Annotated in this window: 7 protein-coding genes and 5 pseudogenes; 8 read left to right on the plus strand and 4 right to left on the minus strand. The window is 61.2% G+C overall.

The genetic code is table 11. From position 1 onward, the window contains the following. The 6 genes and pseudogenes from ACWTU8_RS26920 to ACWTU8_RS26945 all read left to right on the plus strand — a co-directional run. A pseudogene (locus ACWTU8_RS26920) lies at nt 1-870 on the plus strand (phosphomethylpyrimidine synthase ThiC); the annotation flags it as partial. Continuing rightward, nucleotides 867-1864: pseudogene (gene thiO / locus ACWTU8_RS26925) on the plus strand (glycine oxidase ThiO). The pseudogenes ACWTU8_RS26920 and thiO, both read left to right, overlap by 4 nt. Further along, on the plus strand, nt 1833-2030 hold the full coding sequence (thiS, locus tag ACWTU8_RS26930; RefSeq protein WP_455850534.1) for a sulfur carrier protein ThiS: 198 nt from the start codon (nt 1833-1835) through the stop codon (nt 2028-2030). The pseudogene thiO and the gene thiS overlap by 32 nt, the downstream one beginning before the upstream one ends. A gap of 1 nt (nt 2031) precedes the next feature. Beyond that, nucleotides 2032-2805, plus strand: a complete 774-nt coding sequence (locus ACWTU8_RS26935) for a thiazole synthase (protein WP_455850535.1) — start codon at nt 2032-2034, stop codon at nt 2803-2805. Further along, a complete protein-coding gene (locus ACWTU8_RS26940) occupies nt 2802-3407 on the plus strand; it encodes a thiamine phosphate synthase (RefSeq protein ID WP_455850536.1) in 606 nt (201 codons plus the stop codon). The genes ACWTU8_RS26935 and ACWTU8_RS26940 overlap by 4 nt, the downstream gene beginning before the upstream one ends. Nucleotides 3408-3419: 12 nt before the next feature. Beyond that, nucleotides 3420-4159, plus strand: a pseudogene (locus ACWTU8_RS26945) (hydroxymethylpyrimidine/phosphomethylpyrimidine kinase). 88 nt (nt 4160-4247) lie between these two features. Here the strand turns inward: ACWTU8_RS26945 and panC are convergent. Then, nucleotides 4248-5136: pseudogene (gene panC, locus ACWTU8_RS26950) on the minus strand (pantoate--beta-alanine ligase). Continuing rightward, nucleotides 5133-5978 (minus strand): 3-methyl-2-oxobutanoate hydroxymethyltransferase, encoded by an 846-nt coding sequence (panB, locus tag ACWTU8_RS26955; RefSeq protein WP_455850537.1) that lies wholly within the window; start codon nt 5976-5978, stop codon nt 5133-5135. Before panB ends, panC begins: the two are co-directional and overlap by 4 nt. 462 nt (nt 5979-6440) lie before the next feature. On the opposite strand from panB, the gene ACWTU8_RS26960 reads away from it, so the two are divergent. Next, nucleotides 6441-7916, plus strand: a complete 1476-nt coding sequence (locus ACWTU8_RS26960) for an NAD-dependent succinate-semialdehyde dehydrogenase (RefSeq protein ID WP_455850538.1) — start codon at nt 6441-6443, stop codon at nt 7914-7916. Between the two features lie 201 nt (nt 7917-8117). On the opposite strand, the gene ACWTU8_RS26965 is transcribed toward ACWTU8_RS26960, so the two are convergent. Further along, nucleotides 8118-8366 carry a DUF982 domain-containing protein gene (locus tag ACWTU8_RS26965; protein ID WP_455850539.1) on the minus strand — a complete coding sequence of 83 codons (249 nt, stop codon included), beginning with the start codon at nt 8364-8366 and terminating at the stop codon, nt 8118-8120. Nucleotides 8367-8444: 78 nt separating this feature from the next. After that, nucleotides 8445-10093, minus strand: a pseudogene (locus tag ACWTU8_RS26970) (MFS transporter). 1110 nt (nt 10094-11203) lie between these two features. Here ACWTU8_RS26970 and ACWTU8_RS26975 point away from each other — a divergent pair. Beyond that, nucleotides 11204-12147, plus strand: a protein-coding gene (locus ACWTU8_RS26975) for an IS630 family transposase (RefSeq protein ID WP_455850540.1) whose coding sequence is annotated in 2 segments (ribosomal slippage) — nt 11204-11533 and nt 11536-12147 — 942 coding nt in all. Because the reading frame shifts where the segments join, the coding sequence is not laid out codon by codon here. Nucleotides 12148-12210 lie beyond the last annotated feature (63 nt).

A 12210-nucleotide genomic window follows, 5' to 3' on the forward strand; every position in this document is an offset into this window, starting at 1 on the left:
AACCGCGTGACCGGTATTGTCTCGCGCGGCGGCTCCATCATGGCGAAGTGGTGCCTGCACCATCATCGCGAGAGTTTTCTCTACGAACATTTCGAGGAAATCTGCGACATCGCCAGAGCCTACGACGTCTCCTTCTCCCTGGGCGACGGACTGCGTCCCGGTTCCATCGCCGACGCCAACGACGCCGCGTAATTCGCCGAACTCGAAACGCTCGGCGAACTGACCAAGATCGCCTGGGCGAAAGACTGCCAGGTGATGATCGAGGGACCGGGGCACGTCCCCATGCACAAGATCAAGGAGAACATGGACAGGCAGCTCGAAATCTGCGGCGAGGCGCCCTTCTACACGCTGGGGCCGCTGACAACCGACATCGCGCCGGGCTACGACCACATCACCTCGGCCATAGGCGCCGCCATGATAGGCTGGTTCGGCACGGCGATGCTTTGCTACGTGACGCCGAAGGAGCATCTTGGCCTGCCGGATCGCGACGATGTCAAGACCGGCGTCATCACCTACAAGATCGCCGCGCACGCCGCCGATCTCGCCAAGGGACATCCGGCGGCCAAGATCAGGGATGATGCGCTCTCCCGCGCCCGCTTCGAGTTCCGCTGGGAGGACCAGTTCAACCTGTCGCTCGACCCCGAGACCGCGCGCTCCATGCACGACGAGAAGCTGCCGAAGGAGGCGCACAAGGTGGCGCATTTCTGCTCCATGTGCGGGCCGAAATTCTGCTCGATGCGCATTTCCCATGACATCCGCGCCAAAGCGCAGAAGGAGGGGATGGCGGCTATGGCGGAAAAATACCGCGCGGGCGGCGACCTCTATATGCCGGTGAGCGAGACGACACCCGACGTGCCGGAGCCGTCATGAGGGTGCTGGTCAAGGGGGCCGGCGTCGCCGGCCTCACCGCGGCCTTCGAGCTCGCCACTCACGGCGCGGCGGTCACCGTGGCGGAAATCGGGTGTGGTCTCGGCGGCGCATCGTGGTTCGCCGGCGGCATGCTGGCGCCCTGGTGCGAACGCGAAGGGCGGAGCAGCCTGTGCTGGACCTCGGACGTGGCGCCGCCGACTGGTGGGATGCGGCGCTGCCAGGCCAGGTGACGCGGGCCGGAACGCTGGTTGTTGCAACGCCGCGGGATGCGGGCGAGCTTGACCGCTTCGCAAGCCGCACCTCAGGCCATCGCTGGATCGATGAAGAGGAAATCGCGCGGCTGGAGCCCGACCTCGCCGGCCGTTTCCGGCGCGGGCTGTTCTTCCCCGGCGAGGCGCATCTCGACCCGCGCACTGCGATGGCAGCGCTTCACGAAAAGCTCGTCGCCATGGGCGTCGACTTCCGCTTTGCCACGGACGCCCGGCAGCTTTCCGGATTCGAACGCGAGATCGACTGCATGGGAATGACAGCGGGCGATGAGAGTCTGCGCGGCATTCGCGGCGAAATGCTGATCCTGCGCACGCCCGATATCTCGCTGTCGCGCCCGGTCCGGCTGCTGCATCCGCGCTTTCCGCTCTATGTGGTGCCGCGCAGCGATCACCGTTTCATGGCCGGCGCCACGATGATCGAGAGCGATGACTTTGGTCCGGTCACGGTCCGTTCGATGCTGGAACTTCTCAGCGCTGCCTGCGCGCTCCACCCGGCCTTCGGTGAGGCCGGTATCGTCGAGACCGGCGTCGGAGTTCGTCCAGCCTTTTCCGACAATCTGCCACGTGTCGAAGCATGCGGAAATGGCGTCGCCATCAACGGGCTCTACCGCCATGGTTTTCTTCTTGCGCCCGCCATGGCGCGGCTGGCGGCCGCTTTTGTCTTCGATCACGACAAATCCGAGGAGCTTGCTTATGAAACTGATTGTCAACGGCGAAGCGCTTGAGAGTGACGCTACAACGCTGGCGGCACTGCTTGTCGCGCTCGATTATGAGGGTATTTGGCTGGCGACGGCCGTCAACAGCGACCTCGTGCACAAGGCCAACCGGGCGGAGTTTCGATTGAGCGACGGCGACCGGATCGAAATCCTTTCGCCGATGCAGGGAGGCTAGCATGTTCGAGCTTCTCGGGACGACGCTTCCGTCTCGCCTGCTTCTCGGCACGGCTCAGTATCCTTCGCCGGCCATCCTTGCCGATGCGGTCAAGGCGTCGGGCACGTCCATCGTGACCGTCTCCTTGCGGCGTGAGATGGCGGGCGGCAGGGCCGGCGAAAAATTCTGGTCGCTGATCCGATCGCTCGGCACGAGAATCCTGCCCAACACTGCCGGCTGCCACTCCGTCAAGGAAGCGGTCACCACCGCGAAAATGGCGCGCGAAGTCTTCGGCACAGACTGGATCAAGCTCGAAGTGATCGGCAACCACGATACGCTGCAGCCCGACGTGTTTGGCCTGGTCGAAGCGGCCCGCATCCTATGCGAAGACGGTTTTGCGGTTTTCCCCTACACCACCGACGATCTCGTCGTTGCCGAGCGGCTGCTGGGGGCTGGCTGCAAGGTTTTGATGCCCTGGTGCGCTCCGATAGGTTCCGCGCTAGGACCAATCAACATATCGGCTCTGCGCTCGATGCGCGGTCATTTCCCGGGTGTGCCGCTGATCGTGGATGCGGGGCTCGGGCGACCGTCGCACGCGGCAATCGTCATGGAACTCGGCTTTGACGCCGTGCTGCTGAACACAGCGGTCGCCAAGGCGGCCGATCCGGTCGGCATGGCACGAGCTTTCGGCAAGGCGGTCGATGCCGGGCGAGAAGCCTTCAGCTCGGGAATGCTCGAACCGCGCGATGTCGCCGTGCCATCGACGCCGACATTCGGCACCGCGGTTTTTTCATGAAGTTCGATCCCTTCTACCTGATCGTCGACAGCGCAGCCTGGATTGAACGACTGGTGCCGCTCGGCGTCAAACTCGTCCAGCTTCGCATTAAGCACGGGGACGAGGCCACGCTGCAGACGGAAATTCGCCGCGCCAACGACGTCTGCGCGGTCCATGGTTGCCAACTGATAGTCAACGACTATTGGCGGCTCGCCATCGAGGAAGGCTGCGACTTTGTCCATCTCGGCCAAGAGGATTTGGCAGCGGCCGACCTGCTGGCGATCAAGTACGGCGGATTGAAGCTCGGGCTTTCGACCCACGATCACACCGAACTGGAAACGGCGCTCGCGGCCGAGCCGGACTATGTGGCGCTGGGGCCTGTTTATCCGACTAGCCTCAAGAAGATGAAATGGGCGCCGCAAGGGCTTGAACGGATCAGCGAGTGGAAGCGCCTGATAGCACCGATCCCATTGGTCGCCATTGGCGGCCTCAACCCCGGCCGGCTCGACGGCATTTTTGACGCCGGCGCTGACAGCGCGGCAGTGGTCACCGACATCATATTGAATGCCGATCCCGAAGGGCGGACTCGGGAGTGGATCGAAAAGACGGACCGATGGCGCTGAGGCAGGACCGGCATGTACTTGTCGTCAGTGGGTCGGATTCCAGCGGGGGGTGCCGGGATCGCGCGCGATATCGAGACGATCTCTGCCATTGGCCTGCGCACCTGCCTTGCCGTCACCGCGGCGACGGTGCAGACACACGAAGCCGTGAGGGCAATCCACCATCTGCAACCCGGCCTCGTGTCCGATCAGATGCGTGCTGCCCTGCGGGCCAATAAGGTGTCGGCCATTAAGATCGGCATGCTCGCAACTGCTGAGATCATTGCCGCAGTTGCGGCCGTGCTGAACGAAAATCCTCGGATACCGGCAGTACTGGATCCGGTGCTGGCCTCTTCGTCAGGCAGAACTCTAGTTGAAGCAAACGCAATCGGCGTCCTGAAGCGTGATCTCATACCACTCTGCCGTCTCGTGACGCCAAATCTCATCGAGCTGGCGGCCCTTGTCGGCTCGGAATTGGCAGCAGACGATGATGCCGTCCTGCGGCAGGGGCGGAACTTGCTTGCTGGAGGGCCGCAGGCGCTGTTGCTCAAGGGCGGCCACGCGACAGGACCGCGTTCAACGGATATTCTGTTGCGTTCCGATCGAGAGCCCATTTGCTTCGATGGGCCCCGCCTTGCGGATCGATGCGCGGCACCGGCTGCATGCTGGCCAGCGCCATCGCCGCGCATCTGGCGAATGCGATATCGCTTGAAGACAGTGTGCGCGAAGGCAAGAGGTTTGTCTTCGAGCAGCTTCAGTACAATTCAACCGAATGACCGCAGCCCGCCTGCCGAGTTGAGGCTATGCCGCGGGCTCGGCCGTTTGCAATACGGAGACCGAGATCTGGCTCTTCGGACCCGCGAGTCAGGCAGCGGCTTGCTTCAACTCTTGAGCGGAGCGTTGCGCCGACCTCACCTCGACATTGTCGATCAGCCGCGTCTGGCCGAGCCAGGCGGCGACGAGTAGCCGCGCCGTCTGATTCAACGTAGGCGATCGAGGCAAGGTCATTGTCTGCACGCAGTTCGAGATACTCGACCTGCGAGAAGCCCGCAGCGAGGATCGCCTGTCGGGCCTCATTCAGCGTGCGCTCGACGGATGCTCCCGAGCTCAGCCGCCCGGCAGTTTCAAACAGGATCTCGGCCAGCTTTGGCGCCGAGCGGCGTTCGGCGGCGGACAGCCGCGTGTTGCGCGACGACATTGCAAGGCCGTCCGCCTCGCGAACCGTCGCACAGGCGATGATCTCGATCGGAATGTCGAGGTCACGGACAAGCCGTCGCACCACTTGCAGCTGCTGGAAATCCTTTTCGCCGAAGAAGGCCAGATCGGCGCCGGTCTGCAGGAAGAGCTTCGTCACCACGGTTGCCACGCCGTCGAAATGGCCGGGCCGGAACGCGCCGCACAGGCCACCGCTCACCCCGTCCATCGATACCGTGGTAGCAAAGCCCTGCGGATATATGTCGGCTGCATCGGGAGCGTAAAGAATGTGAGCGCCGAGGGGCGCGAGTTTGGCCGCGTCATCGAACTCGGTGCGCGGGTAGGCATCCAGATCGTCGGCATTGTTGAACTGTTTGGGGTTGACGAAGAGGGTCACGATGACCCGATCGGCCTTTGCAAGTGCGGCACGCACCAGGCTTAGATGGCCCTCATGCAGGGCGCCCATAGTCGGCACAACGGCAATTTTTAGGCCTCCCCGGCGCCACGCTGCGACGATGCTGCGCAGTTCGGCAACGATCCGGACCATCGGGATGCTCATGCGGCTTCTCCTCCACTGACGCTTCGTGGCTCATCGCCGAAGACGTGCTCGGCCGCTGGAACGCGGCGCTCGCGCACCTCGCGCGCATAAGCCGCGATTGCTGCCTCGGCGGCTCCGGCGAGCTCGGCATAGCGCTTGACAAACTTGGGCCGGAAAGCGCCAAACAGGCCCAACATGTCGTCGACAACCAGGATCTGCCCATCACAGGCCGGCGACGCGCCGATGCCGATGGTAGGGATTGCGACTTCCTGTGTGATCTGCCCAGCAAGCGTTTCGGGTATTTTCTCAAGCACGACCGCGAAGGCGCCCGCCTCGCTCACCGCGATCGCATCGCGAAGGATGCGTTCGGCACTGTCGCCTCGACCCTGCACGCGATAGCCGCCGAACACATTGATCGCCTGCGGCGTTAGCCCGACATGGCCCATCACCGGAACACCGCGCACGGTTAGAAATCGGATCGTCTCAGCAATGCTCTCGCCGCCTTCGAGCTTGACCGCCGCACAACCGGTTTCTGCCATCAGACAGGCGGCATTACGGAAGGCCTGCTCGGGACTTTCTTCGTAGGAGCCGAAAGGCATGTCGACCACCATCAGCGCCTTTTCCAGCCCACGCCGCACGGCCTTGCCGTGCATGATCATCATGTCGAGCGTCACACTGACTGTCGAAGGAAGCCCGTGGAGCACCATGCCGACACTGTCGCCAACCAGCACCACATCGCAATGCTCGTCGACCAGCTTGGCGATTGGAGTCGTGTAGGCCGTCAGGCAAACAAGTGGCATCTTGCCCTTGCGCGCCGCAATGCCCGGCGGGGTCAACGCCTTGGTTCCTCCCGTTGCGCTCACCAGGTCCTCCTTCCCTGCGTTACCCGCGATAGAAGGGTTTGTCACAAATTTGTGCAGATGCGAAGAGAAAAATTTGCGTTGCACAATGAAAGCCGGCTTCGGACCGGTATCGACCGACTCGCTCCAGCGACCCGCGCCGGACGGCGCCGAAAAAATCTTTGCCGCTAACCCGGGCACAGGTTAAACGCCCACGACCAGGTTCCCGTTTATCGATCCCTGTGCTTCGCAGGCGCCAAACCCTTCGCCCAAAAAATTCTCCACGCACTTTTTGCCACGTGCCTGCTATGAGGCGGGCCCTACCGCGGGTTGGGGAGAGAATTGAGTTGGAGGTATCGTTGTTGAGAGCAAACAACTCGATCCCACCATAACGTAGCGGCGCGAGGACGATCGTTCCGGCATAACTGCTTGAGGCCCAGACCAGCCTTCGCCGCAGCGAAGCTCAAAGGATGAGAGACACCAAAATTGACCATTACCCAATCGCTGACCAGGCACCTTAAAAACCCTGAATTATTCTCCGATCTGGCCGGCGTGCCAGGCCAGGCCGCGGCAAACGCCGCGAAACAGTTCCCCGTATTCAATCCCTCCACAGGGGATCTCCTGGCGGAACTTCCAGATATGGATGCCGCAGGTGTTTCCAAGGCAATCGACAGAGCTGAAGCTGCGCGCGAACGGTGGGCGGCACTTACCGCGCGCGAGCGTTCTGATGTGCTGTGGAGATGGCACCAGCTGATTGCCGACCACAGCGACGATCTGGCCACCATTCTCACGGCTGAAATGGGCAAGCCCTTTGCAGAAGCTCAGTCCGAGATCGCCCACGCCGCAGCCTACCTCCAATGGTACGCCGAGGAGGCCAATCGCATCTACGGCGAGACGATTCCAGCGCCCTCCAACGACAGGCGCATGCTGGTGATCAAGCAGCCGATCGGGGTTGTCGGTGCGATTACCCCTTGGAATTTCCCCGCCTCAATGGTCGCACGCAAGATCTCACCAGCCCTTGCCGCCGGTTGCGTGATTGTTCTGAAACCTGCCGAGCAAACACCTCTCGTCGCCGGCGCGATGTTCACTCTTGCCCGGATTGCGGGTTTTCCAGATGGCGTTCTCAACTTGATCTACGCGTCGGAAGGCGATGCGGTCGGCCGCGAACTGTGCTCCAATCCCAAGGTCCGCAAGATCAGCTTTACCGGGTCCACAGAGGTCGGGCGGCTACTCATGCGTCAGTGTTCGGATCAAATAAAAAAGATAAGCTTTGAACTCGGCGGCAATGCGCCGTTCATCGTGTTCGACGACGCCGACATCGATGCTGCCGTGGATGGGGCACTACAGGCAAAATTTCGCAATGCCGGTCAGACCTGCGTTTCAGCCAATCGGCTCTATGTGCAGTCGAGCGTGCATGACGCGTTCGCCGACAAATTCACCGAGCGTGTGCGTGCCTTAAGTGTCGGTGACGGCTTCGAGCCAAACGTCGCGATCGGCCCTCTGATCGATACTCGTGCTCTTGCAAAGATTGAAAGCCATGTCGGCGATGCGTTGCAGAAAGGTGGAAAGATCCGATGCGGTGGCAGCCGTATCGGCAAGTTGGGGTCATTTTTTGAGCCGACCGTGATCACGGACGTGACAAGCACGATGCGGGTCGCTCATGAGGAGACGTTCGGACCGTTGGCCCCGATAATCCGCTTCAAAGATCCCGATCAGGTGGTGCGCGAGGCGAATGATACGATTTACGGTCTTGCAGCCTACTTCTACGCCTCCGACCTCAAGCGCGTCTGGCGCGTTGCTGAAGCCCTCGAATACGGCATGGTCGGCATTAATACGGGACGGATGTCCTCTGAGGCCGCACCCTTCGGGGGCATGAAGCAATCAGGGATTGGTCGTGAGGGATCGCGCCATGGTCTCGAGGATTATCTCGAGATGAAATATCTGTGCATGGGAGGGCTCTAGCCCACGGTATTCATCCGAACCCTACCGACACAGGCGCCACCGCAGAGCCTCAAATTTCCCACACCAAAACATCTCAAGCAGTCCCGGGTCGATCCGACACTCTACCGGCACGGTAACCAGATCCGAGCCGCCTCGTAGCCACACGGGAATAGCTCGCCAAGCGCGGTAATCGCAAACCGCCAGACGGCTCAACCTGCTCTCTCAATCGAAGCGCAGAACTTTCGCTTCGAGCGCGGCCGCGACGAAGGCTCGCCGCGCGGCAGGTGTATGAGCCTCGCCTCGCAAGACCTGCAGACACGCGTCCATAGCTACCCTGCGTTTCTCCGTCTGACGGGGAAAATACCGGAGCAAAATGGTGGCCGCGTCGTTAACATCGAACACGACACGCTCGGTGCTGTGGCGGCCAAGCTTAACAACGACTGGCCTCGCAAATTTCACCAGGCCTGTCATCTCACTTTTCCTCTAAAAGGCCCCGCGCGGCAAACGCACCCGTACGTCTCAATGAAATGCCCATTGAGAGGTTTTGGATTACGGCCGGGAGAAAAATGGCGTCGATTGATCCCGCTTCCGAGCCGGCCCCGTCGGTCGCTCGATCGAAAGCGTGGTTCGAGGTGGAAGTTCTCCCCGGTGTAAATCAACGAGGCGCTGATCCAGATCCTTGTCCGCCGCGGTGAGGCGATGGTTTAGGCGAAGGTAGTCCATCCAGGTCGGCGTGCGGAATGTCTCTGTCCAATGCAACGGCTCCTGTAGATCGCGCTGAAGGTTCCAGTGCCGGGCACCCACGCGGCTTTGCGCTCGGCGTCGTTCTCGCATCTTGTCCAGGAAAGCTTTGACATTCGTCTCCGGTATTGAGTACTCGATCTTAACGACGATGGGGCCGCTTCTCGACTTCAAGTCCAGCGCGATCTCAGGCGTCTCGAATCCCAGAGAATCTTGGTCAGAATCTTTCCACTGACGGATGGGCAACAGGAAACCGGTGGCGGCAACCAGCAGGAGAGCGCCAGCGGAGGCCTCCAGGGCCGAGGTCAGCGAATAGTTCTCAGCCACCGTACCCCACAGCCAGCTGCCGGTCGCGATGCCGCCGGACGAAAGGGCGTAATAATCGAGAGAGTGCGGCCAACGACCCACCTTGGGCTCGACAATTGCACACTCACGTCAAGCCCAGTCCAGGTGACGACCCAGCCCGCGCCGCCGAGCGCCAGCGCAGCAGCCGCCACTACCAGCGAAGAAGTAAGGGCAAGAGAAAGACAGCACGCCGCGCAGGCGATGCACGCGAGTATTGTCAATCGCTCCTGGGACAGCCTCCGTCTCAAGATGTTGTTGCAGATGCCGGCGAAAAAGGCGCCGGTCCCGAAGCCCGCCATCAGGATGCCATAGGCGACTGGTCCGCCCCCCAGCTGATCGCGAGCGACCAGGGGGAGCAGCGCCAGTATTGAGATGCTCGTCAGGCCAAAAAGGGTTCCGCGTGCGATTGCCGCCTTGATTTCCGATGACAGCGCTGTGAAGCGCGCTCCGTCATGGATCGCGGTCGCCATAGATTCGCGCGGAAGAGGTGAAGGGCGGACATTCCATTTGCGGCGCCCTATAGTCGACAGCAGCGCTAGATAGGTCAGCGTCGCCAGGGCGAAAGCCGTGAGAGGTCCAAACGAAGCAACGACGATGCCGCCGAGCGCCGGGCCGACGCTTCGAACAGCGTTGTATCCGACCGAGATAAGCGTGACCGCGGCTGGAACATCGCGTTTTCGCAGGATATCGCCGACCGAGGCGTGCCAGGCGGGTTCAGTGAAAGCCGCGCCGGCGGCCAAACAGCTGAATGCGAGGATCATCCATGGATCGTAAAACCCGAGCCCTGCAAGAGCAGTCAGCATCGTCGACGACAACGCTATCACGCACCAGCCTGCGAACATGAGGTTGCGACGGCTGAAATTGTCGGCGATGGCTCCGGCGAAGATCGACAGAATGAAGGTGGGCAGCGTCGTGGACGCCTGCACCAAGGCGACCATCAAGTCCGACGTCGAAATGGTTGCCATCAGCCAACTGATGGCAACAGTCTGCATCAGCCATCCAAGGCTCGATACTTGTGTGGCAAGCCAGATCGGACGAAAGGTCGGATCCTCGAGCGGCGCGAACGTCGGCGACGAAACTGGATTCGCATCTGCGCGCGCCACCCTGCTCATTTGGCTGAGCCTTCCTTCCGTCTACCGGTCGCGTTAGAGGTTTCCTCCCGGCGCAAGTGCCTATGGAGGCGTGGCAGGATCAGGGCATTTTACTGCGCGACGCAAGTTCATTTTGCAGTAGCTGCCACTGTGGCCGAAACGATTACTTCTTCTGGAAGAATGGACCCGCTGAAACCTCCACAATCGCCCAGAAGAATCAGCTCGAAAAGCAGCTCGATCGGTGGTCTGCTGCAAATCCTGGCTTTGTTCGCTGGTCGATATCCCTCTCCCCCACCGAAAAATGGTGACGACGCTGACAGGATCACACCTCGGCCTCGCCCGCCGCTTCCCCAGGCGGTTCATGCGCGTCCGAACATGTGCTGAAACAGCAGGTGCGCTGCGGGCAGTAACGAACTATTCACTATAAGCGGTCATCCTGACTGAAAGCCCCGCCGACAAGCATAGCGTGGCCTGGCACTCCGTTACCCAATCACGGTGCGCCCGCACAGGCTGGCGACCGACGCTGTTCATGTCACACGTCCGCAGTAAGCGTCGGTCGCCGCCAGCGCGATCAAAAAGAAGGTCTAGCATCATCCAAACGTTCTTTTCGAACCCGATATCTCTGATGTCCGGAATGCACACGAGCCTGCGCAGGTTCTGCTCTGCTGCCTAGTGATACGCCAGACGCTGCCACACTGGTCAAGAATCGGGTCTGCGCCACGGACCTTCATCTGCAACGCGCTTCACACTGCGGACAGCAGACAGGGAAGCCTCCACCACCACGAACAGTTCGCGACGGCGGGTCGATTGCGGAACCAGGCCGCCATTTTTGGCAAGCGAACGACGCTATTGGCTGGTGTACATCAAGCCAAGCGCCATAGCCGCCGCAAATGCGGCGTTCCAAGGTGTGCCATTGGATTTCTCCGATTTAGAGAACGCAGGGCCTGGCGTTGCCGCTGCTTAAAGCGGCCCGGTAGCGACGCCTGGCTTTATTGAGGGACTTTCTATCCTACTCCAAGGACAACGCGTGTTCGGGTCCAGTTAGAGCGGGATGAGATTTGTAAGAGTCGTGGGATTCCCAAATCATCGCAGTTCTGATTCAACATTCATGCTGGGAGGAGGCCAGTGTGGATGGCAGGATATTCGATGGACCTTCGCGAGCGGGTTGTAGCTGCGGTCAAGACCGATGGGCTCTCGCGACGTGCGGCGGCGGCTCGATTTGGCGTTAGCTATAGCGCGGCCATTGAGTGGCTTAAGCGTGTCGAAGAGACTGGCAGTGCTGCGCCTCGCCAGGTCGGCGGCTACAAACCGAAGAAGCTCTCGGGAGAGTGGCGCGACTGGCTGATCGAACGCTGTCACGACAGGGACTTCACCTTGCGCGGCCTTGTGGCCGAACTTGGCGAGCGTGGCCTGAAGGTCGACTACCGTTCGGTGTGGGAATTCGTGCATGCCGAGAAGCTCAGTCACAAAAAAAGACGCTGATCGCCGTCGAGCAGGATCGTCCCGATATCGCGCGACGGCGGATGCAGTGGACGAAGTATCGGGGCCGGATTGATCCCACGCGCCTGGTCTTCATTGACGAGACCTGGACCAAGACCAACATGTCGCCGCTAAGGGGCTGGGCGCCGGTGGGACAGCGGATCAAAGCGAAAGTGCCGCACGGCCACTGGAAGACCATGACCTTCCTGGCCGCGCTGCGCCGCGATCGCGTCGACGCGCCTTGGTTGATCGACGGACCGATCAACGGCGAGAGATTTCTCCTCTACGTCGAGAAGGTTCTCGCGCCGACCCTCCAGCCAGGGGATATAGTCATCATGGACAATCTCGGCTCGCACAAAGGCAAGGCGGTGCGTCGCGCCATACGCGCCGCCGGCGCAAGGCTCTTCTTCCTGCCGAAATACTCGCCCGATCTCAATCCGATCGAACAGCTCTTCTCAAAACTCAAGCACTGGCTGAGAAAGGCAGCAAGCCGCACCGTCCAAACCGTCTGCGACGCGATCGGCCAAATTCTCGACCGCATCACATCCGCCGAGTGCTCACACTACTTCAAAAACTCCGGCTATGACCGAAACTAATCTCATCCCGCTCTAGTCCCGAGTTTCCCTCGCACATTTGACGCCCACCTCCTCCCGGGCACG

The organism is Mesorhizobium sp. BHbdii, assembly GCF_053848045.1.

Bases quoted from the DNA above. Each gene is read 5' to 3' on its own strand.
- ACWTU8_RS26940 (WP_455850536.1), top strand. From the start codon at position 2,802: ATGAAGTTCGATCCCTTCTACCTGATCGTCGACAGCGCAGCCTGGATT.
- ACWTU8_RS26965 (WP_455850539.1), bottom strand. From the start codon at position 8,366: ATGACAGGCCTGGTGAAATTTGCGAGGCCAGTCGTTGTTAAGCTTGGC.
- thiS (WP_455850534.1), top strand. From the start codon at position 1,833: ATGAAACTGATTGTCAACGGCGAAGCGCTTGAGAGTGACGCTACAACG.
- ACWTU8_RS26935 (WP_455850535.1), top strand. From the start codon at position 2,032: ATGTTCGAGCTTCTCGGGACGACGCTTCCGTCTCGCCTGCTTCTCGGC.